General features: G+C 60.1%; 24 protein-coding genes and 1 tRNA gene. 11 read left to right on the forward strand and 14 right to left on the reverse strand.

The features are described 5' to 3' along the window. Positions 1–285: 285 nt before the first annotated feature. The 4 genes from ACP7B1_RS12105 to ACP7B1_RS12120 form a co-directional block, all read right to left on the reverse strand. Positions 286–1,086 (reverse strand): inositol monophosphatase family protein, encoded by an 801-nt coding sequence (locus ACP7B1_RS12105; protein WP_346307083.1) that lies wholly within the window; start codon positions 1,084–1,086, stop codon positions 286–288. A gap of 23 nt (positions 1,087–1,109) precedes the next feature. Next, complete coding sequence (locus ACP7B1_RS12110) at positions 1,110–2,171, reverse strand: ABC transporter ATP-binding protein (RefSeq protein ID WP_346307084.1); 1,062 nt, start codon at positions 2,169–2,171, stop codon at positions 1,110–1,112. Beyond that, entirely contained in the window at positions 2,168–4,396 is a 2,229-nt protein-coding gene (locus tag ACP7B1_RS12115; protein WP_346307085.1) for an iron ABC transporter permease, read from the reverse strand. The genes ACP7B1_RS12110 and ACP7B1_RS12115 overlap by 4 nt, the downstream gene beginning before the upstream one ends. Before the next feature lie 86 nt (positions 4,397–4,482). Next, positions 4,483–5,511: an ABC transporter substrate-binding protein gene (locus tag ACP7B1_RS12120; RefSeq protein WP_346307086.1), complete on the reverse strand. Its 1,029-nt coding sequence runs from the start codon at positions 5,509–5,511 to the stop codon at positions 4,483–4,485. Between the two features lie 201 nt (positions 5,512–5,712). Here ACP7B1_RS12120 and ACP7B1_RS12125 point away from each other — a divergent pair, with 201 nt between their 5' ends. Continuing rightward, positions 5,713–6,726: a LacI family DNA-binding transcriptional regulator gene (locus tag ACP7B1_RS12125; protein ID WP_426136930.1), complete on the forward strand. Its 1,014-nt coding sequence runs from the start codon at positions 5,713–5,715 to the stop codon at positions 6,724–6,726. 6 nt (positions 6,727–6,732) lie between these two features. Here ACP7B1_RS12125 and ACP7B1_RS12130 read toward each other — a convergent pair whose 3' ends face one another. Both ACP7B1_RS12130 and ACP7B1_RS12135 read right to left on the reverse strand, forming a co-directional pair. Further along, positions 6,733–8,067 (reverse strand): diguanylate cyclase, encoded by a 1,335-nt coding sequence (locus ACP7B1_RS12130; RefSeq protein ID WP_346307088.1) that lies wholly within the window; start codon positions 8,065–8,067, stop codon positions 6,733–6,735. A gap of 209 nt (positions 8,068–8,276) precedes the next feature. Further along, positions 8,277–8,783, reverse strand: a complete 507-nt coding sequence (locus ACP7B1_RS12135) for a peptide deformylase (protein ID WP_346307089.1) — start codon at positions 8,781–8,783, stop codon at positions 8,277–8,279. A 170-nt stretch (positions 8,784–8,953) separates the two neighbouring features. On the opposite strand from ACP7B1_RS12135, the gene ACP7B1_RS12140 reads away from it, so the two are divergent. The 6 genes from ACP7B1_RS12140 (at position 8,954) to ACP7B1_RS12165 (ending at position 17,748) form a co-directional block, all read left to right on the forward strand. Next, the gene (locus ACP7B1_RS12140) at positions 8,954–11,131 is read left to right on the forward strand and encodes a PAS domain-containing sensor histidine kinase (protein WP_346307090.1); all 2,178 of its coding nucleotides are present in this window, start codon (positions 8,954–8,956) and stop codon (positions 11,129–11,131) included. 595 nt (positions 11,132–11,726) lie between these two features. Beyond that, a complete protein-coding gene (locus ACP7B1_RS12145; RefSeq protein ID WP_346307091.1) occupies positions 11,727–12,179 on the forward strand; it encodes a (2Fe-2S)-binding protein in 453 nt (150 codons plus the stop codon). 19 nt (positions 12,180–12,198) lie between these two features. Next, positions 12,199–14,490, forward strand: a complete 2,292-nt coding sequence (locus ACP7B1_RS12150; protein ID WP_426136931.1) for a molybdopterin cofactor-binding domain-containing protein — start codon at positions 12,199–12,201, stop codon at positions 14,488–14,490. 11 nt (positions 14,491–14,501) lie between these two features. Next, positions 14,502–15,800, forward strand: a complete 1,299-nt coding sequence (locus ACP7B1_RS12155; protein WP_346307093.1) for a c-type cytochrome — start codon at positions 14,502–14,504, stop codon at positions 15,798–15,800. A gap of 64 nt (positions 15,801–15,864) precedes the next feature. Beyond that, on the forward strand, positions 15,865–16,482 hold the full coding sequence (locus ACP7B1_RS12160; protein WP_346307094.1) for a TetR/AcrR family transcriptional regulator: 618 nt from the start codon (positions 15,865–15,867) through the stop codon (positions 16,480–16,482). 45 nt (positions 16,483–16,527) lie between these two features. Continuing rightward, positions 16,528–17,748 (forward strand): MFS transporter, encoded by a 1,221-nt coding sequence (locus ACP7B1_RS12165; protein WP_403177209.1) that lies wholly within the window; start codon positions 16,528–16,530, stop codon positions 17,746–17,748. 3 nt (positions 17,749–17,751) lie between these two features. Here ACP7B1_RS12165 and ACP7B1_RS12170 read toward each other — a convergent pair whose 3' ends face one another. Together ACP7B1_RS12170 and ACP7B1_RS12175 are read right to left on the reverse strand one after the other, a co-directional pair. Then, entirely contained in the window at positions 17,752–18,126 is a 375-nt protein-coding gene (locus tag ACP7B1_RS12170) for a DUF4406 domain-containing protein (protein WP_223612663.1), read from the reverse strand. 26 nt (positions 18,127–18,152) lie between these two features. After that, positions 18,153–18,737, reverse strand: coding sequence for an NUDIX domain-containing protein (locus tag ACP7B1_RS12175; RefSeq protein ID WP_346307096.1), 585 nt, complete (start codon positions 18,735–18,737; stop codon positions 18,153–18,155). A gap of 88 nt (positions 18,738–18,825) precedes the next feature. Here ACP7B1_RS12175 and ACP7B1_RS12180 point away from each other — a divergent pair, with 88 nt between their 5' ends. Further along, positions 18,826–19,581 carry a DeoR/GlpR family DNA-binding transcription regulator gene (locus ACP7B1_RS12180; protein ID WP_346307097.1) on the forward strand — a complete coding sequence of 252 codons (756 nt, stop codon included), beginning with the start codon at positions 18,826–18,828 and terminating at the stop codon, positions 19,579–19,581. A gap of 34 nt (positions 19,582–19,615) precedes the next feature. Here the strand turns inward: ACP7B1_RS12180 and ACP7B1_RS12185 are convergent, their stop codons facing one another. Continuing rightward, positions 19,616–20,185: a TetR/AcrR family transcriptional regulator gene (locus ACP7B1_RS12185; protein ID WP_346307098.1), complete on the reverse strand. Its 570-nt coding sequence runs from the start codon at positions 20,183–20,185 to the stop codon at positions 19,616–19,618. 92 nt (positions 20,186–20,277) lie between these two features. Between ACP7B1_RS12185 and ACP7B1_RS12190 the strand changes: the two genes are divergently transcribed. Then, the gene (locus ACP7B1_RS12190) at positions 20,278–20,490 is read left to right on the forward strand and encodes a hypothetical protein (RefSeq protein WP_346307099.1); all 213 of its coding nucleotides are present in this window, start codon (positions 20,278–20,280) and stop codon (positions 20,488–20,490) included. 401 nt (positions 20,491–20,891) lie between these two features. Then, positions 20,892–22,025, forward strand: coding sequence for a porin (locus tag ACP7B1_RS12195; protein WP_346307100.1), 1,134 nt, complete (start codon positions 20,892–20,894; stop codon positions 22,023–22,025). Between the two features lie 354 nt (positions 22,026–22,379). On the opposite strand, the gene ACP7B1_RS12200 is transcribed toward ACP7B1_RS12195, so the two are convergent. Next, entirely contained in the window at positions 22,380–23,555 is a 1,176-nt protein-coding gene (locus tag ACP7B1_RS12200) for a hypothetical protein (RefSeq protein ID WP_426136932.1), read from the reverse strand. 345 nt (positions 23,556–23,900) lie between these two features. Next, on the reverse strand, positions 23,901–24,542 hold the full coding sequence (locus ACP7B1_RS12205) for a class I SAM-dependent methyltransferase (protein WP_346307102.1): 642 nt from the start codon (positions 24,540–24,542) through the stop codon (positions 23,901–23,903). A 259-nt stretch (positions 24,543–24,801) separates the two neighbouring features. Between ACP7B1_RS12205 and ACP7B1_RS12210 the strand changes: the two genes are divergently transcribed. Next, a complete protein-coding gene (locus ACP7B1_RS12210) occupies positions 24,802–25,017 on the forward strand; it encodes a DUF4287 domain-containing protein (RefSeq protein ID WP_403177239.1) in 216 nt (71 codons plus the stop codon). Positions 25,018–25,100: 83 nt separating this feature from the next. Here the strand turns inward: ACP7B1_RS12210 and ACP7B1_RS12215 are convergent, their stop codons facing one another. The 3 genes from ACP7B1_RS12215 to ACP7B1_RS12225 form a co-directional block, all read right to left on the reverse strand. Then, positions 25,101–25,385, reverse strand: coding sequence for a hypothetical protein (locus ACP7B1_RS12215; RefSeq protein WP_346307104.1), 285 nt, complete (start codon positions 25,383–25,385; stop codon positions 25,101–25,103). 12 nt (positions 25,386–25,397) lie between these two features. Further along, positions 25,398–25,474: transfer RNA gene (locus ACP7B1_RS12220), tRNA-Ile, on the reverse strand. 182 nt (positions 25,475–25,656) lie between these two features. Then, positions 25,657–26,685, reverse strand: a complete 1,029-nt coding sequence (locus ACP7B1_RS12225) for a sugar-binding transcriptional regulator (protein ID WP_403177248.1) — start codon at positions 26,683–26,685, stop codon at positions 25,657–25,659. Positions 26,686–26,703 lie beyond the last annotated feature (18 nt).

The following is a 26,703-nucleotide window of genomic DNA, read 5'->3' on the forward strand; positions in this document are numbered from 1 at the left end:
CGCACGAACGTCATGTCTATCCAGCTTTACGAGAGTCGGTGATCGACAACACCAACTTTAATCCACGTTATTCGCTGTAATAAGTCAATGATCTGCTCTTAGCAGTTGCGGAAAGTTTCAAGATTTTTGCTTGCTTTCCCATTGCGAATGCAAGCAGCCTTTATCGGGATTTTTACCCAGCGAAGCACGCGAAATACTGCGGGAACGAGGTCGTACACTCATAAAATCTGGTTGAAATGGTATCAAGCCCGCCAGCGCGGATGCGCCGGCGGTGCGCGGGCGGGATCAGAGGCCCGCGATCTTTCTCAGGTCGTCCACTGCGCCGGAACCGGCGGCAAGAACCGGCGCACCCCGGGTCAACGCCTCGCCCTTTGCCGGGAATGGATGGTGCCAACCGCCGGCTTCCTTGACGAGGCAGTAGCCGGCCATGCAATCCCACGCATGCATGTAGGGCTCGTAATAACCGACAAGGCGGCCAGCGGCGACATAGGCCAGCATGAGCGCGCCCGATCCGTTGCGAATGAAATTGCCGCCGGCTTCCAGCAGCTTTTCCACCAGCGATGCAACGACTGCCGGAGTGACGTGGTGATTGGCGCCGATACCCGTCACCGCATTGCGAATGGTCTTGCTCGGATCGATGGAGAGCGCCTTGCCGTTCAGGGTCGCGCCCATGCCGAGCGCCGACGCATAAAGCTCCTCATTGCACGGGACATAGATGACCCCGACGACGATCTCCTCGCCGCGCAGCGCCGCAATGGAGATGCACCAGGTTGGCATGCCGTTGACGAATGGGCTGGTGCCGTCAATCGGATCGATCACCCAGGTGAACTCGGAGGTTCCCGCGCTGACGCCATATTCTTCGCCAAGCACCGCATCGCCGGGAAAGGCCGCCGCGATGCGGGCGCGGATCAGTTCTTCCACTTCCCGGTCGGCAATCGAAACCACATCCTGCGGATCGGCCTTGGTCTCGATGACCAGCCGCTCGCGCGCATTGAAATGCGCCAGCGCCACGGCGCCGGCTTCGATAGCCATTTTCTGGGCCAGGGCAAAACGGCCCTGCAACTCGGCTTCGGCATGCGATGTCATGATAGTCCTTTGAAAATGCAGTTTCAGTTGTTGATGATGGCGATGCCGCGATGGTGGAAGCCGATGCTGACACTGGTTGCGGGAGGAAGATTGCGGTCTACGGCCGGATCGACCACGAAGAGCGTTCCGGACGCGGTTTCCACTTCATATTCGACGTGATCGCCGAGATAGGCGGCATGCCTGATACTTCCGGCAAACGCACCGTTCTCGCCCGGTTCCAGCGTGATCGCATTGGGCCGCACGGCGAGCTTCGCCGGTCCCGGCCGGGCGTTGCGGCCCGGCACGGTGTGTTCCAGCGTGCCGACACGGATGATGGCATTGCCGCCGTCGCTGCGCAGCACTTCACACGGCACAACATTGGCCTCGCCGATGAAATCCGCAATGAAGGATGAAGCCGGAGCTTCGTAAAGTTCGCGCGGCGAGCCCTGCTGGGCGATGACGCCCTCCTGCATGACGATGATCTGGTCGGACACGGCGAGCGCTTCCTCCTGATCGTGCGTGACATAAACAGCAGTGAAGCCGAGCCGCTGCTGCAACTCACGGATTTCGGTGCGCACGCGGCGGCGCAGCCGCGCATCGAGATTGGACAGGGGTTCGTCCAACAGCAGCACCTGCGGCTCCAGAACCAGCGCCCGCGCGACGGCGACACGCTGCTGCTGGCCGCCGGACAATTCCGCCGGAAGGCGCTGGCCGTAGCCGGAAAGACCAACCTGCTTGAGCCCTTCTTCCGCCTTTTCCCGCGCATCGGATTTCTTCATGCCCGAGGATTCAAGCCCATAGGCGACATTTTCCGCCACCGACATATGCGGAAACAGCGCATAGGACTGGAAGACCATCGAGACATCGCGCTCATTGGCGGGAAGCATGGTGACATCCTTGCCGCCGATCAGGATACGGCCGGCGGAGGGGTGCTCCAGCCCCGCCAGCATGCGCAGGGTCGTGGTCTTGCCGCAACCGGACGGGCCGAGCAGCGTGACCAGCGTGCCGGGCTCGATCGTCAGCGAGAGATCGTGAATGGCTGTGAAATTGCCGAACTGCTTTTTGACATTGGAGAAGACGACGGAGCCGGTGCGATGGGTGGTCATGATGCGGCCTTTTCTTGTGGAGCGGTGGACGGAACGAAGGCTGTCGCAACGCGGTTTTCGCGGCGCAGTTTTCGTTCGCCCACCAGAAGCTGGAAACAGGTGATGATGACGATCATGACGACGATCAGCATCGAGGAGTAGGCCACCGCCACGCCGTACTCGCCGTTTTCGACGAGCCCGACAATATAGGAAGTCGCCATATTATATTCGGCACTTACAAGGAATATGACAGCGCTGATCGAGGTGATGGCGCGCACGAACGAATAGACCAGCGCCGCCACGATGGCCGGGCGCAGCAGCGGCAGGATCACCTTGCGGATGGTGCGGAAACTCGTTGCCCGCAGCGTCAGCGAGGCTTCGTCGAGACTCTTGTCGAGCTGGCTCATCGCCGCCACGCCGCCGCGCACGCCCACGGGCATGTTGCGGAAGACGAAGCAGGCGATCAGGATCAGCGCCGTCCCGGTCATCTCCAGCGGCGGCAGGTTGAAGGCCATGATGTAGCTGATGCCGATGACCGTGCCGGGAATGGCAAAGCTCATCATCAGGGCAAACTCGAAGACATTGCGGCCGACAAAGCGCTGGCGCACGATCAGATAGGCCGTGAGCAGGCCGACGGCTGCAGTCAGCGGTGCTGAAATCAGCGCGATCTTGATTGTCGTCCAGAACGAGTTCCAGGCAACGCCGGTCCAGGCAATGGCGCCATTGCTGAAGCTGAAGGAGAATGCCCGCTGGTAATGTTCCAGCGTCAGCGTGTTGTCGAGACCCCAGGTGCGCACGAAGCCACCGAACAGGATCATGCCGTAGATGACGAGCGTGAACAGGATCCACGGAATGACAATGGCGTGGACACCGATCGACAGGGAGCGCGGCAGGGCGATATGCGCGCCGGAATCGCCCTTGCCGGTGACCGTGGCAAAGCTTTTGCCTGCCAGCCAGACGCGCTGGGCCAGAAATGCGGACAATGTAAAGAACAGGAGAATGATCGCAAGCACCGCTGCCCGCGACGGATCGTTCTGCGAACCGACGACGGCGAAGAAGATTTCCGTCGACAAAACGCCGTGGCTGCCGCCAAGCACCAGCGGATTGCCGAAATCCGCCATGCTTTCGATGAAGCCGATGAGAAACGCATTGGCGAGACCGGGTTTCATCAAAGGCAGGGAAACCCGCCAGAAGGTGCGCCAGCGGTCGGCGCGCAAAGTCTGCGATGCCTCTTCCATCGACGGGCTGACGCCCTCGACGACACCGATCAGGACGAGGAACGAGATCGGCGTGAATGACAGGACCTGCGCGATCCATATGCCGGTCAGGCCGTAGAGCCAGCGGCCGGGCTCGATGCCGAAAAGCTCGGACAATTGCTGCGTCACCACACCGGCGCGGCCGAACAAAAGGATCAGCGCCAGACCGATGACGAAGGGCGGGGTGATGATCGGCAGGATCGTCAGAAGGCGCAGGCCCTTCTTGAACGGGAACCGGGTGCGGGTGGCGACCAGCGCAAAGCACAGGCCAAGGAGGGTGGAACCGGAAGCTGCGAGAATGGCGAGGAACAGCGTGCGCCAAGCAATGCCGCAGCGGTTGCCGCCGACCACGCAATCGAGACTCCAGATCGACGGGTCCTGGATATTGCGCACGAACCCGGAAGGGTCGAACGAACCGTCAACGCTCTGGACCGAGCCGATCAGCATGCTGCCGACGGGATAGAACACGAAGATGGCAACGAGGAAGATGAGGAGCGCAATCGACGCGACGACAAAGGCGTCGCCGCGCAGCACACCGCGTTCGGCCAACCCGAAGGAAAACATCAGGACGAAGGACAGCGCAACCAGACCGGCCCCCGCCCCCATGGACGGCTGCCCGTCGGCGAGCGGCCCGAACAGGCTTTCGCTGATCGCCCAGCTCCAGCCGGTGAAACCGATGGCAAGCCCCTGCAGAACCAGAAAGACAATGCCGGCAGCGCCTGCCCCGATGAGCAGATTGGCCCGCAGCGGCGACACCTTGAACACCCGGGCAGCCAGTCCCAGCGCGAACAACAGCGCGATGACGGCCAGCGACCAGCGGCCATCGCTAGCGATCTGCACAAGGCCGGGCGCTTCCGCCGCACCGGACGGGAATTTGCCCAGCCAGCCAAGGCCGTAGAATCCGCTTTCGATCCTGTACCACGGCACAAGGGCAAACCCGGCAAGGCCTATACCGAGAGCAATGTTCAATCTCCGGTCGCTACGTTCCATTGTGCTACCCAATACTGTCTTCGATGATGGAAATGGCTGGCGTGCCCGAATAGAAATACCGGGCACGCGGAACTGCTGAACTCAGGTCAATTGGCGCTTGCGCCGATTTCCTTGTCCCAGCGGTCAAGCAGTTCCTTGCGCTTGGCCGGATCGCCATAGGTCTTGAAGTCATAATCGATGAGCTTGATGTCTTCGAACTTCGGCGCTTCCGGCGGAACGACCGCCGCCTTGTTCGATGGCAGCTGGAAGGACTTTGCTTCCTTCATGTGCGACTGCACCTCGGCAGACAGCGCCCAGTCATACCATTTCTTCGCCGCATCGAGATTGCGCGCGCCCTTGACGATCGACATGGAGCCGATTTCGTAGCCCGTGCCTTCGCATGGCGCGACGGTTTTCACCGGGAAGCCTTCGACCGTCTGGGCCACCGAGTCGTGCATGAAGACGATACCGAGCGCCGTCTCACCGCGCGCCGCGGCCTTCACCGGGGCGGAACCGGACTTCGTATATTGCGAGACATTGGCATTGAGCTTCTTCAGATAGTCATAGGCCTTGTCCTCGCCCATGATCTGCACCAGCGATGCGAGCGCCGTATAGGCTGTTCCCGACGAGTTCGGATTGGCCATCTGGATTTCGCCCTTGTAGGACGGATCGAGCAGATCGGCCCAGCACTTGGCTTCCTTCATGCCCTTTTTCTTGATGATATCGGTGTTGTAGCCCCATCCCAGCGCCCCGGCATAGACGCCGACGGTCTTGTAGCCGGAACTTTCCGCCTGCTTCTTGGCCCAGTCCTGCAACTGGTCGAGCAGCGGCGATTTGTATTCCTGTGTCAGGCCCTCGGATGCCGCCTGCAGATGCGGATCGCCCGTGCCCGCCCACCAGATATCGGTCTTGGGGTTGCGCGCCTCGGCGCGGATTTTTGCATAGGTTTCGCCCGACGACAGGCGCACCATGTTGACCTGAATGCCCGTATCTTTCTCAAACATGCCCTTCATCAGCTCGCAGATGACGACATCGGCCGAGCAGATCAGATTGAGATTGTCCGCCGCACGCGCCTCCATCGGCATCATCTGGATACCGGCAGCAAAAGCAGCAGCAATGGCAAAGACTGAACGCATGAATTTCTCCTCCCTGAAAAAACGGCACCTCCATGCCGCTGCTTGTTTTGCAAGCGTGTGCAAAAGTTTCACATGCGAACAGTTCATGTCAAGCCGGCTTGTTGGTTTTGTCCGATTAAATTTGAATATGCTTGCCTTGCGGAGAAGAGCAATCGTGTGCAATCTATGGAAAAACCGAATGTTGCCCGGGTGGAAATCTCGTTGAACAAGTCATTCATCAGCGCCGAAGACGTTGCAAAAAGAGCCGGTGTGTCGCGTTCGGCGGTTTCACGCACGTTCACCCCCGGCGCCAGCGTGTCCGACGAGACGCGCCGGCGCGTCATCGAAGCGGCGGATGCGCTCGGCTATCACGTCAACCAGCTTGCCCGCGGCCTGATGCGCAGCGAAAGCGGCATCGTCTGTCTCGTTGCCTCGGAAATGGACACGCCCTATCGCGCCCGGCTGGTGCGGGAACTATCCCATGCGCTGCAGAAGGCCGGCAAGGTGTGCATGATCATCAACACCGACCGCTCTGACGGCAGCGTCGATGCCGCCCTGCGGCAGACGCTCAATTACCGGGCGGACGCGTCGATCCTGCTCTCCGGCCTCCCCGACAAGGCGATCACCAAACTCTGCCTCGACAGCGGGCAGCGCATTGTCCTGATCAACCGGGATGACGAGATCGAAGGGCCGTTCCGCATCAATCTCGATGACAGGCGCGCCGCGCGGGCGGCCGTCAATGCCTTCCTGCGTGCCGGCTGCCGCAGACTGGCCTTTGCCAATTCGGCCGTCGGCACGCCAAGCCTGATGGCGCGCGAACATGGTTTCATTGCCGCCGCCGCCGAATTCGGGCTGGAGGTGAGGGTGATCCGCCATGGCAACACGGTCTATGAGAGCGGGCAGCACATTGCCCGGATGCTGTTCACCCAGCCGACCCGGCCCGATGCGGTGTTCTGCGTCAACGATCTCATGGCGTTCGGGCTGATGGACAGCGCACGCCACGATTTCGGCCTGCGCATTCCCGACGAGCTTTGCGTGACCGGTTTCGACGACATCCCCCAGGCCGACTGGTCGTCCTACGCGCTGACAACATTTGCCCAGCCGGTCGAGGACATCGTCAGAACCAGTGTGGAATGGCTGACCAATGACGCCGACGAATCCGGATTGGACAACCGCTCCGTCAGCCTGCACGCATCGATGGTCTGGCGCAAAACCATCCGCACGCCGGGCCGATAGAACCGCCTAATCCGTGGAAAAACTGCCCCAGACACGCACCCTGCCGCGTCCGGCGCGCTTTGCTTCGTAGAGAGCCCGGTCTGCCAGGTTCACCAAAGCATCCGCGCCGTCCTGCGTGGCGGCGGGCAACTGTGCAAGCGCGCTGATGCCGATACTGACCGATGTCCGGCCAGCCGGAACATCCTCTTGATCCAGATGCAGGCCGGCAACGGCCTCCAGCAAGGTCGTGGCAATGTCCGCCGCCTCATCGATACTGGCGCCCGGCAGCAGCGCCGCAAACTCTTCCCCGCCGAAACGCGCGACAACGCCGGTGCCCTTGCCGATCACCTTGCTGAGGACACGCCCCACCTGCACGAGGCACCGGTCCCCGGCCAGATGGCCATAGACATCATTGTAGGCCTTGAAGTAGTCGATATCGATCATCAGCAAGGCCAGCGGCTGCCCGTGATCACTCGCCCGCTCATATTCCCGCTTGAGCAGGCGGCTGAACTTGCGCCGGTTCGGCAGGCTGGTCAGATGATCGCTTTCCGACAGCTTTTTCAGTTTCCGGTTGGCGTCGAGCAGTTTCTGCTCCAGCTCCATCCGCAACCGCACCGTTGAGGACAACTCTTCTTCAATCTGTTTCTGACCGCTGATGTCGACGCTGGTCGCCAGCAGCCGCAGCGGCGATCCGTCGGGACCATATTCGACGATCTTGCCGCGGCTGAGTATCCATGCCTCGCCGCCATTGCCGCGCGGCACCCGGTAGACCGCTTCGAAATGCGGTTTCCGGCCGCTGACAACATCTTCGAATGCCTGGATCGTGCGGGCCTTGTCATCGGGATGCACGATGTCCCACGCCACGTTCTCCGCCGCCGGGCTGGCCGGGTCCAGCCCGAGCAGGGTCCGGTACTGCGGCGAACGCCAGACCCGGTTCGTCGCAATATTCATATCCCATATCCATTGCCCGGCGCTCTCGAGCGCATAGGTCGTGCGCTGCTCGATTTCGGCCAGTCGCTCGGAAATCTTGGTCATGGTGGTGATATTGGTGTAGGCCACCGAAATTCCCGCCACTTCTCCAAGATCATTGGTCACCGGAGCGGCGGAAATCATCAGTGTTTCAGCCCCCCGCTGCATCGTGTGATCGGGAATGGGCTTTTCCTTCAGGGCCGCCATCAGGCTGGCGCGCAGCAAGGCGGCGTGGTCGGGCACCACATCCTCCACCGACCGGCCAACCGCAAGATCGCTGCTGACATCAAGCATCCGGGAAAGCTGATCGTTGACCGTGACAAAGATGCCGTCGCGATTGAGATAGCAAAGCCCGACCGGGACCTTGTCATAGACGGCTTCAATCTGGAGCAAGCGGTCGCCACCACGCTCATTCTGGGTGTCGAACGGTGAGTTTCGCGACTTACTCGATGGCATTACGCAATCTTCGCTCCTCTGCAGTCACCCACCGCATTATGTCTACTTTGGCGACGGGAGAGCCGGAGCGTCAAGTTAAATACTGCAATCTAAGGTTAATTATCGTTCAGCTGTTCAACCTTGTTACAGGCCGATAAAGCAGTGGTCTAAGCGATCTGGATGCGCTGCTGTTTCTCGAAGCGCTTGATCAACCGGTCGCGCTTGAGCCTCGACAGCCGGTACAGCCAGAAAATGCCGTCGAGCTGATCGATCTCGTGCTGCAGGCAAACCGCAAGCAGCCCGTCCGCTTCCTGCGTCTGCGCCGCGCCGGATATATCCTGATAGCGTATGCGGATGGCCGCCGGACGTTCAACCTCGTCATTCATGCCGGGCATCGACACGCTGCCCTCCATGTTCCTGACCAGCACATCCGATGACCATTCGATCAACGGATTGATGTAGGACCGCATGCCCTGACCATCCGCAAGCTCGATGACGACAACACGTTTGAGAACACCAATATGCGGCGCGGTTATGCCGATGCCCGGTGCATCGCGCATCGTGTCGAGAAGATCGGCAACGAGATGCTGCAAACCGTCATCGAATACGGTGACAATGTCTGCCCTCGCCCGCAGATCGGGATGGGGGAATTTCAAAATCCTGCGGATCGTCATATCGATACTCCAGCCGGGCCGCGTGGCAGATCAGCAACGCACCGGCTTCCTGTTGCCTCAAACCGGTGCCTGAATGCAAGCTTGCTTTACAAGCGGCACCCCGCCCGATAATCCACAGGGGAATACTGCGGTCTTCGTTATCCGACGGACTGACCCAACGAGGCTGATGCATGTCCTCCAGCGAAACCGAGATCAAGCAACAGGTTCTGCCCAAGGGCGCGCTGTATATGACGCTGCTGGCTTTGGCCACGACGATTGCCTCGTTCATCGTCATGATGGGCATCACCAGCATCTCGCCGACGAAAGAGATAACCCAGCTCATCATCGCGGCCAACACCGTTTCGATCCTGCTGCTGGTCTATCTGTCCTATGCCACGGTGCGCAAACTCTTCCTGTTCAAGAACAAGGAAAAGCACAATGACCTGCACACCAACATCGCCTTCATCTTTGCACTCATCGCATCGATTCCGTCGATCATCGTGGCCTGTTTTTCCCTGATCATCCTTGATAACCGGCTGAACTCATGGATCAACGTCGACAACAACAAGATCATCGACATGTCCATCAAGGCCGCGCAGTCCTATACCGAGGACAATGCGCAGAACCTTTTGACCACGACCCTGTCCATGGTCATCGAGCTCGACCAGCGGCGCATGCTTTTCAGCCTGGATCGCGGCGCCTTTTCCGACTGGCTGACCTATGATGCCGGCCGCAACAACCTTTTGGGTGCATCCCTGGTCGATTCGAGCGGCACGCCCGTCGTCAGCGCCAGCCTCATCAACGACCATACCTTGCCGCCGGTGCCCCTGTCGGCCCTGCGCGGCGCCGCCGGCGACCGGCCGGTGCTGATCCCGCCGGGCGCCACCAATCTCGTCGGCGCGGTGATCAAGACGCAGGCCCTGCCCGATCTCTATCTCTACACCGTGCGCACGATCGATCCCTCGGCCCTCAACAACATGCGGATCATGACGGACAACAACAGCGAGTACCAATCGCTGGCCAGCAACCGCAAGAACACGCAGATCGCCTATGCGCTGCTTTACATCGAACTGACGCTGCTGCTGCTGCTCACCGCCGTCTGGACGGGCATCGCGGTAGCCAACCGCGTGGTCCAGCCGATCCGCCTGCTGATCGGGGCGGCGGAAGAAGTGGCAACCGGCGATTTCGACGTCTCGGTCCCCGTGCGCGGCTCCGATGGCGACATCGGCTCGCTCTCCCTCACCTTCAACAACATGGTGCAGCAGCTGAAGACCCAGCACACCGACCTGATTTCCGCCAAGGAGCAGATCGACGAGCGCCGGCGCTTTACCGAAGCCGTGCTTTCGGGGGTGACCGCCGGGGTCATCAGCGTCAACACCGAAGGCGACATCGCCGTTATCAACCGGCCGGCGGAAACCATGCTGCTGGGTGATCACGTCTCCACCATCGGCAGCAACCTGACGGAGCTCCTGCCGGAGTTCGGCGAAGTGTTCACCACGGCGCGTGACAGCGGCCGCTCCTCGAGCCGCAAGCAGATCGCCATGACCCGCAACGGCGTCGCCCGCTCCTTCAACGTCCAGATCACCCGGGAAGACGCGGACACGCACAACACGTCCTACGTGGTGACCGTTGACGACATCACCGATCTGGTGGCCGCGCACCGCTCCTCCGCCTGGGCCGATGTGGCCCGGCGCATCGCCCATGAGATCAAGAACCCGCTGACCCCCATTCAGCTTTCCGCCGAACGGCTGCGCCGCCGCTATGGCAAGGTGATCACCGAGGACCGCGAGGTTTTCGACCAGTGCACCGAGACCATCATCCGGCAGGTCGGGGATATCGGCCGCATGGTGGACGAGTTTTCCGAATTCGCCCGCATGCCCAAGCCGCAACTGGCGGCGACTGACATCCGCGATGTGCTGCGCGATGCATCGTTCCTTGTCGAAATCAGCAACAGCCAGATCAAGTTTGCCCACGAATTCGCCGACGAACCGCTGATCGGCAATTTCGACAGCCGCCTTTTGGGGCAGGCATTCGGCAACATCATCAAGAACGCGTCGGAATCCATCGATGCGGTTCTGCAGTCGGGCGCCATCAGCGAAGGCCATATATTGGTGCGGGCCATGGCTGCCGGTCCTTCCATCGTTGCCGAGGTGCTGGACAACGGCAAGGGCCTGCCGGCTGAGAACCGCCACCAGCTGCTGGAACCCTACGTGACCACCCGCGAAAAGGGAACGGGACTTGGCCTGGCCATCGTCAAGAAGATTGTCGAGGATCACGGCGGGCAACTGGAAATGCACGACGCACCGGCCAGTTTCCATGCGGGGCGCGGTGCCCTTGTACGAATGGTCTTTCCAAGAGTGGTCGTTTAACGAAAAGTTAACGCAATTTCACGGCTCCGATATCAAATGTGATGATTCTGTGGCGGACAACAAATTGAGCGGCACATCCAAAAGTGTTATTATCCGCTTGCTGTTATCCGGATGGCTGAACACCCGTTCCGCACGCTCCGGCAGCAGGACATGAATCACTCCGAGCAAAAACGATCGTTGGCCATCAGAGTCAGCGGCGGGTGTTCGTGATCCTTGAGAACGCGCCGGATTATCCGGCTACGCTCAACAGGAGGCAGGCGATGCGACACGTTAAGGAAAATGGCGATTTATCCAATTGGATGACGTGCTCGGTCATTTTGTTCGGTGCACTGATGGTGACTGCGGTTATCCTTGCAATCTGATCATCCGATAAATATCGCAGATCAATCTCCGGCGATACGCAAGCGAGCGTATCGCCTTTGATTGCTGTTTTGCCGGCGCACCCTTCCACCCCGTGACATCGCAAGTGCGACCGGTGCGATCACCTTCCCGTTACTACCTCTGGTAAGCACCGCTTTTCTGTGCGAACAATCGCATACGCTGCGTTGACTTTGACACCTGTCCCACGGGATGCGGATAACCGAGGAGCGGCCGAATGATAGCCCTGAATATAAACGGCGAAGAGCGCAATGTGGACGTGCCGGAGGATATGCCTCTGCTCTGGGTGCTGCGTGACGTGATTGGCCTGACCGGCACCAAGTTCGGCTGCGGCATTGCCCAGTGCGGCGCCTGCACGGTGCAGCTCGACGGGCGGCCCGTACGCTCCTGCGTCCTGCCTGTCGCTTCCGTCGGTGCCCGGAAGATCACGACGATCGAGGCGATCGGCGCCACGCCGGCGGGCAAGAAGATTCAGGACGCCTGGCTTGACCTCGAAGTCATCCAGTGCGGCTACTGTCAGTCCGGGCAGATCATGTCTGCCTCGGCCCTGCTCGATCGCAATCCCGACCCCAGCGACCGGGATATCGATGCGGCCATGTCCGGCAATATCTGCCGGTGCGGCACCTATACCCGGATACGAGCGGCGATAAAACAGGCCGCGAAGGCCTGAGGAAATGGAGATAGCCAGCATGAGCAAGCCATCCTCCTCCCCGAAAACAGCCACCTCGCGCCGCGCCTTCCTGCAGGGCGGCGGACTGCTTCTGGGATTTGCATTGTTCGGCGCGGGCATCAAACCGGTGCTTGCTGCGAGCACCGCACAGCCGGTTGACGGCGATGTCACCGCCGCCTTTGCGCCCGATGCCTTCATCCGCATCGGCACGGACGGGCTGATCACCCTCATCCTTCCCAATATCGAAATGGGCCAGGGCACCCATACCGGCGAAGCGACGCTGATTGCCGAAGAACTGGAAGTCAGCCTCGATCAGGTGAAGGCCGTCGATGCGCCGCCGAACGACAAGCTCTACGCCACGGCAGCTTTGGGCGGACAGGCGACCGGCGGCTCCACCTCCATGCGCGCCACGTGGGAACCCCTGCGCAAGGCCGGTGCAACCGCGCGAATGATGCTTGTTGCCGCAGCCGCCGCGGAATGGTCCGTACCCGTGAGCGAATGCGTGGCCAGGCTTGGCGTGGTGACCCACCAGCCAACCGGACGCCAGCTTGCCTATGGCGCGCTTGCCGACGCGGCAGCCAGGCAACCCGTGCCGGCCGAGGTAAAACTGAAGGACCAGAAGGATTTCCAGCTGATCGGCAAGTCGAGCCGCAGGCTGGACACGCCGGGCAAGGTCAACGGCGCCGTGAAATACGGGATCGATATCCGCGTGCCTGACATGAAGGTGGCAACCGTCGCCGCCTGCCCTGTCCTCGGCGGCAAGCTCGGCGATGTCGACGACAAGGCCGCGCGTGCCATTCCCGGCGTGCGCGATGTCGTCCGGCTGGACAACGCCGTCGCCGTAATCGGCGATCATTTCTGGGCGGCAAAAAAGGGCCTGGAAGCCCTCGACATCACTTGGGCCGAAGGGGCGAACGCCAACCTAGCCAGTGCCAACATCATGGCGGCGCTGAAAGCCGCATCCGAGCGCAAGAAGCCGATCATGGCGCGCCAGGAAGGCGATGTGGACGGCAGAATGAAAGCCGCCGTCAAGAAGGTCGAGGCAACCTACGAGCTGCCATTCCTTGCCCATGCCCCGATGGAGCCGATCAACTGTGTCGTGCATGTGCGGCCCGACGAGTGCGAAATCTGGGTCGGCACCCAGGTCCCGGCTATCGCGCAAGGCCTCGCTGCGAAAGTGACCGGCTTTCCCCTGGAGAAAGTCATTCTGCACAACCAGCTCATCGGCGGCGGCTTTGGCCGGCGTCTCGTGGCGGAATCCGTGGCGCAGGCTGTCGCCATCGCCAAGCAGGTGAGCTATCCCGTCAAGATCATCTGGACCCGCGAAGAGGACATCCAGCACGACCTTTACCGCCCCGCCTATCACGACCGCATAGCCGCGGGGCTCGGTGCCGACGGATTGCCGACCGTCTGGGTCGACCATGTCGCCGGCGGCTCGGTGCTCGGAAACTACATCCCGAGCGGCTGGCCCGAGGACAAGCTCGACGATGACGCGGTCGAAGGCGCGGCCAAGCCACCCTACGACCTGCCGGTCATCCAGGTCGACTGGGTGCGCGAGGACCCGCCTGTTCCCATCACCTGGTGGCGCGGGGTCGGCCCCACGCACAATGTCTTCGTGGTTGAAAGCTTCATGGATGAACTCGCCCATGCGGCGGGCAAGGACCCGGTGGAATATCGCCGTGCCCTGACCAAGAACCAGCCGCGTGCGGCGGGCGTGCTTGAACTTGTCGCCGAGAAATCCGGCTGGGGAACGCCGCTTGCCGCTGGCATGGGCCGGGGCATCTCCCTGCACGATGCCTTTGGCAGCTACATGGCCGCGGTGCTGGAAATCTCGGTTTCTCCGGCAGGCGAAATCACGCTGCACCGCGCCGTTGTGGCCGTCGATTGCGGCATCACCATCAACCCCAATACGGTGGAAGCACAGATCGAAGGCGGGCTGATCTTCGGTCTTTCCGCCGCGCTCTACAGCGGCATCACCTTCACCGATGGCCGCGTCGATCAGAGTAATTTCCACGACTACCGCATCCTGCGCAACAATGAAGCGCCGAAGATCGAAATCCACCACGTCAAGAGCAGCGAATCCCCGGGCGGTATCGGCGAGACCGCAACGGTTTCGGCGGCGCCCGCCCTCGCCAATGCCATCTTCGCGGCCACCGGCAAGCGCCTGCGCACGCTGCCCTTCAACCGCGACGCGTTGAAAACCGACGGCACCGACAAGAAAAGCGTGTCGATGATTCCTCCGCTCGCGGCGCCTCTGGCGGCAGCATTGGCGAGCGCAAAACCGGCCGATACCGAACTCGAAAAGCTGTGAGACCCTGAATCATGAAAAGACTCGGCCTCCTCCTGCTCGCCGTCGTGGTTGTCATTGCGGCAGGCGTCGCGATCTTCCTATTCAAGCCGGCCTCCCTGCCGGATGTTTCCGCGGCACAGGCGAAGCTGCCGACAGGACAGGCGCTGATCGATCGCGGTGAATATCTCACCCGCGCCGCCGATTGCGTTGCCTGCCACACCACCGCCGGCGGCAAGCCCTATGCCGGAGGTCTCGCGTTCAAACTGCCGTTCGGCACGATCTATTCGCCCAACATCACGGCGGACAAGGAGACGGGCATCGGCAATTGGAGCGATGCGGAATTCGTGCGCGCGCTGCATCAGGGCATCGACAAGGACGGGCAGAATCTCTACCCCGCCTTTTCCTATGCGGCCTATGCCCAGATGACGACGGAAGATGCACTGGCAATCAAGGCCTATCTCTTCAGCCTGCCGCCGATCAAAGCCGACGCGCCGAAGAACGAACTGGGTTTCCCCTTCAACCAGCGCTATGTCATGCGCTTCTGGAACCTGCTTTTCGTGCCGAGCGGCCCGCTGCAGCCCGACCCGGCGCAGACGGCTGAATGGAATCGCGGTGCCTATCTGGTCGAAGCCATGGCCCATTGCGGCGAGTGCCACACCCCGCGCAACGTGTTTTACGCCGTCGATAATGGCAGAAAATTCGCCGGGGCCGAACTGCAGGGCTGGAAGGCCTACAATATCAGCTCGGACATGCGCACCGGCATCGGCGGCTGGAGCGACCAGCAGCTTTTCGACTACCTCTCGAAAGGCCATGCGGAAAATCGCGGCGCCGCCACCGGCAGCATGGGGGAAGCCGTCGACTTCAGCCTGCGCCATCTGACGCCGGAAGACATCAAGGCCATCGTCACCTATGTGAAATCGGTGCCGCCGCAGACGTCCACCGACAATGCGGTTGTCGAAGCGGAACCGGCTGCGCTCACCGCATCCACCGCCTATGCCCCTGCTGCGGACGCGCAGGATGGGCTCGGGCTCAAGCTTTTCCAGGGTGCCTGCGCCAGCTGTCACGGCTGGAACGGCGAGGGTCTGCAAACGCCCTATGCCGCGCTGAAAGGCAGCCGGACCGTCAACGATCCCGACGGGACCAACCTTATCCAGGTTATCCTCAAGGGCGCGCACATGACCACGCCGCAGGGCAGGCAATCCATGCCGGCCTTCGCCAACGCCTATTCGGATGTCGAGATCGCGGCGCTGAGCAACTACGTACTGGGGCATTTCGGTGGCAAGCAATCGGCCATTACCCCGGCGGATGTGGCCAAGGCGCGCACGCAATAGACCGAAAGGCAGGATATCTGAGATAACACTTGATTTAGGGAATGATCATTTCCTATATTAGGGCATGACCGAAACCATTGCATCAGACACCATGCGCGGCCGTGGCCGCCCCCGCGAATTCGACATGAACGAAGCGCTCGACAAGGCTTTGCGCGTCTTCAGCGAACGCGGCTACCACGCCACCTCGATCGGCAATCTGACCGACGCCATGCAATTGGCTTCGGGCAGCGTCTACAAGGCGTTCAAGGACAAGCGCGGCGTGTTTCTGGCCGCCTTTGACCGGTACCGGACCGTGCGCAGCGGCAAGCTGCGCGCCGTCATTGATACGGACAAGACGGGCTATGAACGCATCCGTGACGCCTTGACCCTTTATGCCGATGTCTCACATGGCCAGACAGGAAAATTGGGCTGCCTTGTCGTCAGTTGCGCCAGCGAGCTGGCAACGTTCGATCCGGAAGTCGCGAAAAAAGTCGCGGCTGCCATGGATAGCAATGAAGCCGTGCTACGGGACCTGATCGAGCTGGGCCGGAATGACGGCTCGGTGCCCGCCCATGTCGATGGCAAGGCGACGGCGCGGCTGCTGCTCTGTCTGGTGCAGGGCATGCGCGTTGTCGGAAAAACCGGCCGTACACGCGATGAAATGATGGCCGCCGTCGGCGTGGTCATGAAAACCCTGACCTGATCGCATCCATCAATAAACTCTCAATTCCCTCCCAAGGAGTTACCCATGTCGTCCCCCCATACAGACGCCCCGTCTGATCATCCGGCCATTTCCCCGTGGCTGACGCTGCTGCTGGCGACCGCCTGCGGGCTGATTGCCGCCAATCTCTATTACGGCCAGCCACTGGCCGGGCCCATCAGCGCGGAACTTGGCATGTCGCCGGCAGCCGCCGGCCTCATCGTCACGCTGACGCAGATCGGCTACGGCCTCGGCCTGCTGCTGATCGTGCCGCTGGGCGATCTGTTCGAAAACCGCCGCCTGATCCTGACCGTCATTTTCGCCGGTGCCGCGGCGCTGCTCGCTGCCGGACTGGTCACCCATCCCCTGCCATTCCTCGCCGCCGCCCTCTTCATCGGGCTCGGCTCGGTCGCCGTACAGATCCTCGTCCCCTACGCCGCCCACATGGCTCCGGAAGCCGCACGCGGCAAGGTTGTCGGCAATGTCGTCAGCGGCCTGATGCTGGGCATCATGCTGGCGCGCCCCGCCTCCAGCTTCATCGCGCAGTTTTCCTCGTGGCACGTGGTGTTCTATCTTTCCTCCGCCACGATGATCGTCCTGATGATCGTGCTGGCATTGGCCCTGCCGAAGCGGGTTCCCGCCTCGAAACTCGCCTACCGCCACCTGCTGTCATCCATGGGCCGTCTGGCGGTGACAACGCCGATCCTGCAGCGCCGCGCGCTGTATCAGGCCTGCATGTTCGGCGCCTTCAGTGTGTTCTGGACCACGACACCGCTGCTGCTGGCCGGACCGGAATTCGGCCTGTCGCAGGGTGGCATTGCCCTGTTTGCGCTGGCCGGTGTTGCCGGCGCCATTGCTGCCCCCATTGCCGGACGCTGGGCCGATCGCGGCCTGACGCGCCCGGCAACGATCTTTGCCTTGCTGCTGGTATCGGCATCGTTTCTGATGACGCATCTGGCGCCGCATGGCTCGGCACTGGCGCTCGGCCTGCTCACGGCAGCCGCCATCCTGCTCGACTTTGGCGTCACCACCAATCTCGTGCTGGGACAGCGGGCGATCTTCTCGCTCGGACCAGAATACCGCAACCGCCTGAACGGGCTTTACATGGCGACATTCTTTGCCGGCGGCGCCATCGGTTCGGCCGTCGGCGGCTGGGCCTTTGCCCATGGCGGCTGGTGGCTGACCTCCTGGATCGGCTTTGCCCTTCCGGTGCTGGCGCTTCTCTATTTCACCACGGAAAAGCGCGCCGTGCTGGTGCCCGCCACATGAAACTCAGTGCGGGGCTGCCAAAGCCCCGCAGCCCGGCACGTCCTCCAGCCGGTAATAGACCGGGATACCCCGCTCATTGGCAAGGCGGACATCATTGTCCGCCCCCTTTGAATCACCGGGCAGGCGCAGGATCGCATCGCACAGCGCGATCAGCCGCCCGGCCGCCGGATGGAATATCTGGTCGTAGAGCGCATCGCCGATCGTCTTGCCGCCCGCCGCATGCCATACGGGCAAGGCCACCCATTCGCCGATCATCGGCAGATGTCCGGCCTGAAACAGCGGCCAGGACACCTCCTCCAGCCGCTTGAGATTGTCAGCCATCTTGCCGGCATCGTCATTGGTTCCGGACCGGTATGGCCCGGCGATCAGAATAAGCATGGTCTTCTCCGTGTGTTTTGTGAGGATCAAGCGAAAATGTGCAGGGCGGCGTGCTGCAGCAGCATGATTGTCTTGCCGTCCTGAATGGCGCCGCTGCCGATCATGGCCAGTGCCTCGTCAAAGGGCAGTTCGAGGACATCGATATCCTCGCCCTCGGCTTCTTCGCCGCCGCCATCCGAAACCTGGTCCGACGAGGCGTATTCCCCGACAAAGAAATAGAGCTTTTCGGTCACCGACCCCGGACTCATGAAGGCTTCGAAGACTTTGCGCACATGCTGCACGCGATAGCCGGTCTCCTCCTCCGCTTCCCTGCGGATGCGCACCTCCGGCGAGATATTGTCGAGCAGCCCGGCGGGCGCCTCGATCAACAGCTCGCTGCAGCCATTGACAAAGGCGGGATAGCGGAACTGGCGCGTCAGGATGACCGTGCGCCGCGCCCTGTCATAAAGCAGGATCACCGCGCCATTGCCGCGATCATAGGTTTCCCGGTTCTGCGTCTGCCACGTGCCGTCGCGGCGCAGATAATCGAATGTCGTCTTTTTCAGCACGAACCAGTCATCGGCAAGAATTTTCACGGTCCGGATACGGACACGGTCGGCAAGCTTGGTCATTGGGCACCACCATGGGACAGGATCGACTTGATAAAACGTGCAACTTCGTGCAGAGTCAAGAAATATCGTGCAATATTTTGAGGACCACATGCTGACGCAACAGCGCAAGGCGCATATTCTCGCGGTTCTGAAGGATACAGGACAGGTGGTCGCCAAGACCCTGAGCGAGCAACTCAACCTGTCGGAAGATACGATCCGCCGGGATTTGCGCGAGCTGGCGGCGGAGGGACTGTTGCAGCGGGTGCATGGCGGAGCTCTGCCCGCCTCGCCTGCCCTTGCCGACTTTTCGGGACGCCAGGCCATTGCCACCGATGGAAAGAAAGCCATCGGCCGCGCCGCGGCAGCCATGATCCGGCCCGGACAGGTGGTGTTTGTCGATGGCGGCACGACGGCCGTGCAGCTCGTCCGCCATTTGCCGCCGGGGCTCGAGGCAACCATCGTCACCCATAGCCCCAGCATCGCCGTCGAGCTCGTGGCTCATCCCGGCATGACGGTGGAGATGATCGGCGGGCGGCTGTTCAAGCATTCGGTCGTCGCCGTGGGTGCATCGGCCATCGAATCCATCGCCCGATTCCGCGCCGACATCTATTTCATGGGCGTCACCGGCATTCACCCGGAGATCGGCCTGACGACGGGCGATTCCGAAGAAGCTGTCATCAAGCGAGCCTTGTCCCGCCATGCGGCGGAAACCATCGTTCTCGCCTCCTCCGAAAAACTGGGAGCCGCATCGCCTTTCGTGATTTTGCCGATGAATGAAGCACAGGGCCTGGTTGTTGAACGCAGCACGGCGGAGGAAACCATCGCAGCCTACCGCACGGCGGGGATGACCGTTACCAAGGCTTAGAGCCCGTCCTGTTCCAATAGAGAAAGGAAGGGCTCTAGAGGGCAGCTTCGTTTTCGGCAATCAGGTTCATCACCTGGTCAAACGGCTCGCGCGAGCGCAGCATCCGCGCCAATATCCAGGCACCTTCCAGCGACACCAGAATTTTCATGGCGAATGCCCGCGCGTCCTTGTCAGGGTAGAACCGCGCGATCTGTTCGGCGAAACTGCTGATCCAGCCTTCCATGACCTCCTTGATCGCCAGCGACAGCCGCTCGGATTTTGGTGTGGTATCCAAAAGCACGCTGGTGATGGGACAGCCGAGGGTCCAGCCGGAGGCCTCGAATGAATCGTAGAGACGCGCGATCATCAGTTCCGCCCCGGCCCGGAACGTCGGCGCATCGCGAAAACTCTTGTTCAGGACGTGAATGATGTAACCGCCGGCACTGCGCACCGCGTGCTCGGCCAGTTCTTCCTTGCCGCCGGGAAAGTGGAAATAGAAGGATCCCTTGGGAGCCTTTGCCTTGGCGATGATCTCGGTCAATCCCACACCGTGATAGCCGTGCGCCTGGAACAGGACGACGGCGGTATCGATAAAGCGGGTCTTTGCATCTGATGGACGTGGCATGGGCCTATTATGCATATTGTATGGCGATCGGTCTAGTGCTAGGTTCTATGGCGATTGCCATAGAACGAACGGCACATTCAGGGAGAATGCCGATGTCTGACCAGCACGAACGCCATTTGACAGGGTGCGAAGCAGCGCCCGCACCATCAACAGTTCCCCCACTGTGGCAACGATTGCTTGATCTCAGCGGTTATTCCGCCCTGCGCAGCCTTGGCGGGCGCAAGCCGGAGACGAGGATGCCGCAAGGCTGGGACGGTCTGGAACCATTCGATCTCTTGCGGGGATGGCAGTGCGGCGAGGACTGAGTAGCAAGAAGAAACCAGAATTGTCCGGAATGGTCACAAGCCAAGCCGCAAGGCCTTACTCCTCAAGCATTTCCGGAATTTATACCGGGTAAAATACAGGGACAAAGTATATTCTCAATTTTATACGCCATTATAAGTTGTAATATGCAACCGCAAACACCGTGATTCGACCAGATATATCGGTGATAAGCGATTGTCTTGATGGAATCGCCAAATACCACCAATTATTTCCATTTATTTTACAATGGTTTAATGTTGCAACCTGTGAATTGACGTCAAATTTGTGACATAATTGCAACGACGAGCGCCCAACCGTTATACAACTTGGAGTTGGCAGTTGCTGTCCTCGGTAAAACTGCACTAAGCAGTATAGGTCAATCAAGACCTTTTGGGGGACCAATATGACTATCAGAAGTATTCTACTGGGCTCAGCTGCAGCTCTCGTTGCAGTATCCGGCGCCCGCGCTGCTGACGCAGTTGTTGTCGCCGAGCCGGAAGCTGTCGAATATGTTCGCGTTTGCGATGCATACGGCAAAGGCTTCTTCTACATTCCAGGCACCGAGACCTGCCTGAAGATCGGCGGCTATGTCCGTTACGACGCCAAGGGCGGCGATGACGTGTACTCCGGCGGTCACGTGAATAATGGTAGCGATCCCAATGGCGATGGCACCTATTTCAAGCGCTCGCGCGCTGTCGTGCGTTTCGATGCCCGTTCGGAAACCGAACTCGGCACGCTGCGTTCGTACATTGAAACACAGTTCAACTACGACAACGGCGCCAACAAGGGCGCGTCGATTCCTCACGCCTATATCGAACTCGGCGGCTTCCGCATCGGTACGACGGATGAAGTCTTCGGTTCGTGGACCGGTTATGCCGGCGACGTGCTGAACGACGACGTGATCAACTACCAGTCCGGTCAGTCCAACCAGGTCAGCTACACCTTCACGGCTGGCAACGGTTTCTCGGCAATCATCGCTGCTGAACAGGGTTCGGGCAGCTATGCCGCCATTGATCCTGTAACGGGCCTTCCGATTACAGGAACCTCCCGGTCCTACCAGATCGACGATTACATGCCGCATGTTCTCGCCGGTGCGAAGTATGAACAGGCTTGGGGCGGTATTTCGGGCGTCGTCGGTTATGACTCCGTTATCGAAGAATGGGCTGGCAAGCTCCGTTTGGACGTGAAGTTCACCGACACTGTCAAGGCATTCGTCATGGGCGGCTATCAGTCGAACTTTGATGACTCCGGCAGGAACCAGAACTGGTTCGGCACATGGACCGGTGACTGGGCTGTTTGGGGTGGCCTGTCCGCCAAGGTTTCCGACAAGGCAACCGTCAACGCACAGCTCGCTTACGAATCCGAAGGCACATACTCGGGTACTTTGAACCTTGCTTACGAACTGGTTCCTGGCTTCACGATCACGCCGGAAGTCACGTACACCAAGTTCGACGGCCTGCGTAAGGCTGCCTCGATCGCCAATGGCGGCAACGACGATGCGTTCGGCGGCATGATCCGCTTCCAGCGCAACTTCTAATCCGCTGCGATTTGGAGATATCCCCGGGGGCTCGCCCCCGGGTTATACGGCCACGGCCCAAAAAGCATTTATCAATTGTACCTGGCCATGTAGAAGGACTGCATGTCCGGGTCTCGATGATGAGATCTCCAGTCACGTCATTACCTTGGAACGGTGGGCCGCAAGCCCGCCGTTTTTTGGCGTTTGGCGAAGGTTTCCGCAATGGACATGGCGGGCCTGATTGAAACGATCACGGTCGGCCGTTCTCCGGAAAAAGAGCATTGGCTCCGCCCTTCTCCGGCATTTTTCAAGGATTGGCACCGCACCGAAAATCCGCAAACGTTTCACAGCAACCATGCCTTGATATATCGGCGTTCAGATCGAAACTGAGCCGCGGCGTACCCATCTGGTCGGAACTCCGAGAAGCCGATTCACAATACGCAACGGGTATGTAATTTTCCAGGAATAGCTGCGCTGCAGTTGGACCAGCGTTTCATTCAAAGCCTGGGTCGTCGAACGGGATGAACCGAGATTGACTTGCAGAGATTCAATTTCTGTCTGCAGCTGTTGCAAGCACTGATCCACCGACGCCTGCTTAACCCGCAGTTCTTCGATCAATTGCTGGCGTTGCGTGATTGCGTCCTCGGCAATGCGCAACTGTTCATTCATTTGGTGCGCCTGGCCTTGGGAGATTTTCTGCCTGCTGGCGAACTCGTCGAAGGTGATGTCCACGAGGCAATTGCTGAGCTGGTTCAGCCTTTGATGCAGCAAACTCAGATTGATCATTGCTTCTTCATCGTGGGGAGACTGATCAAGTATACGTAAATTGGCGAGAATCTGTTGAATATATCCGTCGTCCTGCTCAGGAGCAGATGAAAGCTCTGGAGGCGTGTTATGATGCCTCAACGCTGGCTTCAGGAACGACTCTATATGTGTTCGTGCATGCGCAGGATTGATCGGCCAATCAATCCGCAGGAACGACTCGAGCTTGCCAAATACGGCTTCAAAGCTGTCAATGAGATCGTCGAAGGATATGAAAACGCGTTCAAAATTCTGAGAACTCATCACAGCGTCAAGAACGTGCCGCGCCCAAACAGTTTTGGCGTATTCGCCGGTGGTCCCGCCTCTTGCGGCCAGCGATGCAGCAACGTCCACCGGTTTACGGTAAGGAATAATGCAGCGAATATCCAAGTCCAACAGACGCGATATATCCTCATACAGCGGGAAGAAACGGCAGATCCTCGGATCCTTGACCACAAACAGGTCGGAATTGCCGAACTCGTCCTTCAGGGCTTGGGCAATCCTATCCCGATAATAGGAATATCGGTCTCCCAATGATTCCAAGTCAAAATCACGCCAGTCATTCCAACTGCTGCCGCCTTCGGCAAGCATTTCGTCGTGGATTTGTATAAGTCGCGTAGACTCCCAATGCCCTGGTTCATTACTTGCATTTCCCCCAAGCAAATGAATGGGCAGATCAGCCCCCAATAAGCTTAGAATACGCGTAACAGCACTCGTCCCAGATCGATGCATGCCAAGAACAGCAAGCATTACTCTCTTCTTCGACCCATATTCGTACAATTTTATATTCCCCGATAGATTCGTCGTATCCCCAAAGCCCTTCTCACAATTGCTTCGACAAAAATCAATAAGTTCTGCTCTCATTTGGTGGATTATTCTTAAGCTGTGTAAAGAGTTGCAGAAGTAACCATTGCAAATCTGCCAACAGACAAAGATTCCGCTTTGAAGAACATTATTCTTCAGGGTGCAGCCGGAGCCGAGCGCGCGACCAAATACCTCAGCCAGCTACATGTGCGAAACAGTCTTGCGCGCATGCGATGCCGGACAAAACAGCACCGTGATCCTGTGAATACCCGACAGCCACAGCCATTGCCGTCATCTCTTGCGCGCCACGATATAGGGCCGGTTGTCATTGCCCCCGGTTGCGTGGTTTTCGGTGGCAAGAATGTCGAAGCCTGCGGCGGATATGAGCTCACCCAGCTCCGCCACGCGGAACACGCCCGCATAGGGTGCCAGCCGCAATGCACGCATTGCGGGCAACAGGGCGAGCCGGATGAGCGGGTTCATCTCGCCAACGCAGGGTGTCTTGGAAATGAACAGGCCCTCCGCCGCAAGCAGGGCATGGATGCGGCGCAGCGTACCGGGCAGGTCGCGGACCAGATGCAGATAGTTGAATCCGAGGATCGCGTCGAATTCTTCCACGCCGGGCGCCAAATCCTCGGCGGTCGCCGTGCGGAAGGCAAGCGCCGGGATGGTGGGGCCGGCGGTCTGTTTCTCCCCGGCAATGGCGATCATGCCCGCGGAAATATCCACGGCAAGATAGCTTTGCACATCGCCCGCCAGCCGGAGTGCCGTTGTTCCCGTTCCGCAGCCGAGTTCGAGCACCCGGCCGTGCGGTGTCAACAGCGCGCGGGTCTGCTCCAGCGTGCGCGCATAGCCGGCCGGGTCAGCAATCGCACCCCTGGCATATTTGCGCGACGTCCGGTCCCAGAAACGGGCATCACTGGCTGTGCTCATGGCGGACTCTTCTGCCTTTCACATGCGGGAACGGGTCGATAGCAGGTTGCATGCAGTCCATTCCGGGTTTGATCCGAACGCAATAGCCGGCGTTTCTCCTGATGGCTTCAGTTCTAGCGCACATCTGCCGTTGTTCAAGGCACGCGCCATTGATTGAACGCGGTGGGAATGGCACAAAAAGTTTGCAACAGTGTCGGAACGGGGCCATGCCGTTCGTCCTATGGCTATATCCATGACAGGCGAACAGGGAGATCACGCGATGACTGGAGACAACACAGTAAAGGGGCCCGCTTCCTACTTTCCATCCATCGAAAAGACCTATGGCAAACCCATAGGCCACTGGTTGACGGTTTTGGCAGGCGTGCCGGATCAGAAACATATGGCGATGGTCGCCGTCCTGAAAGCCCAGCACAATATGGGGCACGGGCACGCCAACGCCCTGGTTGCGCATTTTCGGGCCCAGACCGGAAGCTGATTGTGCCATTGCCCGGCCGAGACGTCGAAGCGCCTCCACCCGAAGGGCAGAGAGGCGCTTGCGATCCGGGCGGCGATTGCTGCCTATTTATCCGGGCCTTTGCGCGGCCAGCGCTTATCGTCGCGTTCCAGTTTCTTCACCGTCAAGACCAGACCCGTCGTCAGAACGGCGGCCAGAATGACAATAATCAGAATCCAGCTTTCTTCCAATATTTGTACCATTCCGCCAACGCCTCCTCGTTGCCGCTCAAGCCCGGCCCGAGCCATGATAGCAGCGATGCCGGCCAAAATCATGACTGCAACAAAGAGTGATGGCCAACCGCCAGGCCAATCGAAGCGCGCGGCATGAATATATTGATTTTGTTGCATGATTTGGAAGAATGGTGGGCCCGGAGGGACTCGAACCCCCAACCAAGCGGTTATGAGCCGCCGGCTCTAACCAATTGAGCTACAGGCCCCACCTGAAAGCGGCAAACCCTATGGCTGCCGCCCGTCTTCCCCGCGATCAATAGCGGGAAAAATCACGAATGCAATGCCCGATTTGATCTCATCGCCCGATCGGGCAATTTCGGGCTGAAAATCCACAACTCCTGTGGATTTTCATGCGCTTGCGCGGGCGCACCGGCACGGCGCGGACGGGTCAGCGCTGTTCCTGCCCGGCCAGCACCAGCAACTGGCGCGCGCTTTCCTCGTCGGTGATGAAAACCGTCGGGCGGATCAGTTTCATCGCGCCAAGCAGGGCATTGATCTTTTCCTTGCCGCCGGATGTCAAAACGCGCACCGGAACCTTCTGCAGGGTCTCGATGCCCACCGACATGACGAGATCATGAATCGGGTGGTCGACGAGGCGTCCCTGCTGGTCGTAGAAGTGGAACAGGATATCGCCGACCGCGCCGCGTTCGGCCAGGGATGACTGGTGTTCCTCATTGAGGAAGCCGATGCGGTAAGGCGTGCTCGATGCCGTTTCGATGGCGCCGACGCTGAGCAGCACGAGGTCGAGATCCTCGGCCATCTCGAACACGCTCTTCAGGCCGCAGCGCTCGATCAGCGCCGTTCGGGTCTCGACGCTGTCCACCAGCGCCGGGGCCGGAATGAGATAACCATTGCCCTGAAACAGCTGGGCAAATTGCCAGGCGAATTCCGCCGGGTTGAAGCGGCGCGGCTGGCTGATGCCGCCAAGCAGCGAAATCACGGTAAAATCTTCAAGCGCGCGCGCTTCCAGATAGGACAGCGTGCTGAGCAGGGTACGCCCCCAGCCGACGCCGATGCGCATGCCGTTGGCCACCACGCCCGACAGATAATCGCCGGTGGCGGCACTGATGGCCGGTATCGGATCGTTGTCGGCCTGCGACAACGGGGCGATGATCACCTTCTCCAGCCCGAACTGCTGTTCGACCTGCCGTTCCAGCGCAATCAGGTCCGACAGATAGCCCTGGATGCCGATCTTGACCTCGTTGCGGGCGCGCGCCTCGGCCAGCATGCGCACGATGGTCACGCGGCCGACGCCGAGCACTTCGGCAATCTCGTTCTGGGTCATCTGCTCGATGTAATACATCCAGGCGGCGCGCATGCGCATGCGGCTGATTTTCGTATCGGGCTGCCCGATATCCAGGGGGGCCTTTTTCGGAGTGTTCGGCGCGCTAGTCGCCCGCTTGCGTCGATCGGTCACTTTACACCCCCTATTGCT

The organism is Phyllobacterium sp. SL163, assembly GCF_049896885.1.
Lineage (GTDB): Bacteria > Pseudomonadota > Alphaproteobacteria > Rhizobiales > Rhizobiaceae > Phyllobacterium > Phyllobacterium calauticae.

Bases quoted from the DNA above. Each gene is read 5' to 3' on its own strand.
- ACP7B1_RS12140 (WP_346307090.1), top strand. From the start codon at position 8,954: ATGTCCTCCAGCGAAACCGAGATCAAGCAACAGGTTCTGCCCAAGGGC.
- ACP7B1_RS12175 (WP_346307096.1), bottom strand. From the start codon at position 18,737: ATGACCAAGCTTGCCGACCGTGTCCGTATCCGGACCGTGAAAATTCTT.
- ACP7B1_RS12145 (WP_346307091.1), top strand. From the start codon at position 11,727: ATGATAGCCCTGAATATAAACGGCGAAGAGCGCAATGTGGACGTGCCG.
- ACP7B1_RS12155 (WP_346307093.1), top strand. From the start codon at position 14,502: ATGAAAAGACTCGGCCTCCTCCTGCTCGCCGTCGTGGTTGTCATTGCG.
- ACP7B1_RS12205 (WP_346307102.1), bottom strand. From the start codon at position 24,542: ATGAGCACAGCCAGTGATGCCCGTTTCTGGGACCGGACGTCGCGCAAA.
- ACP7B1_RS12120 (WP_346307086.1), bottom strand. From the start codon at position 5,511: ATGCGTTCAGTCTTTGCCATTGCTGCTGCTTTTGCTGCCGGTATCCAG.
- ACP7B1_RS12180 (WP_346307097.1), top strand. From the start codon at position 18,826: ATGCTGACGCAACAGCGCAAGGCGCATATTCTCGCGGTTCTGAAGGAT.
- ACP7B1_RS12110 (WP_346307084.1), bottom strand. From the start codon at position 2,171: ATGACCACCCATCGCACCGGCTCCGTCGTCTTCTCCAATGTCAAAAAG.
- ACP7B1_RS12165 (WP_403177209.1), top strand. From the start codon at position 16,528: ATGTCGTCCCCCCATACAGACGCCCCGTCTGATCATCCGGCCATTTCC.
- ACP7B1_RS12135 (WP_346307089.1), bottom strand. From the start codon at position 8,783: ATGACGATCCGCAGGATTTTGAAATTCCCCCATCCCGATCTGCGGGCG.
- ACP7B1_RS12160 (WP_346307094.1), top strand. From the start codon at position 15,865: ATGACCGAAACCATTGCATCAGACACCATGCGCGGCCGTGGCCGCCCC.
- ACP7B1_RS12190 (WP_346307099.1), top strand. From the start codon at position 20,278: ATGTCTGACCAGCACGAACGCCATTTGACAGGGTGCGAAGCAGCGCCC.
- ACP7B1_RS12210 (WP_403177239.1), top strand. From the start codon at position 24,802: ATGACTGGAGACAACACAGTAAAGGGGCCCGCTTCCTACTTTCCATCC.
- ACP7B1_RS12105 (WP_346307083.1), bottom strand. From the start codon at position 1,086: ATGACATCGCATGCCGAAGCCGAGTTGCAGGGCCGTTTTGCCCTGGCC.
- ACP7B1_RS12170 (WP_223612663.1), bottom strand. From the start codon at position 18,126: ATGCTTATTCTGATCGCCGGGCCATACCGGTCCGGAACCAATGACGAT.
- ACP7B1_RS12200 (WP_426136932.1), bottom strand. From the start codon at position 23,555: ATGCTTGCTGTTCTTGGCATGCATCGATCTGGGACGAGTGCTGTTACG.
- ACP7B1_RS12150 (WP_426136931.1), top strand. From the start codon at position 12,199: ATGAGCAAGCCATCCTCCTCCCCGAAAACAGCCACCTCGCGCCGCGCC.
- ACP7B1_RS12195 (WP_346307100.1), top strand. From the start codon at position 20,892: ATGACTATCAGAAGTATTCTACTGGGCTCAGCTGCAGCTCTCGTTGCA.
- ACP7B1_RS12215 (WP_346307104.1), bottom strand. From the start codon at position 25,385: ATGCAACAAAATCAATATATTCATGCCGCGCGCTTCGATTGGCCTGGC.
- ACP7B1_RS12115 (WP_346307085.1), bottom strand. From the start codon at position 4,396: ATGGAACGTAGCGACCGGAGATTGAACATTGCTCTCGGTATAGGCCTT.
- ACP7B1_RS12185 (WP_346307098.1), bottom strand. From the start codon at position 20,185: ATGCCACGTCCATCAGATGCAAAGACCCGCTTTATCGATACCGCCGTC.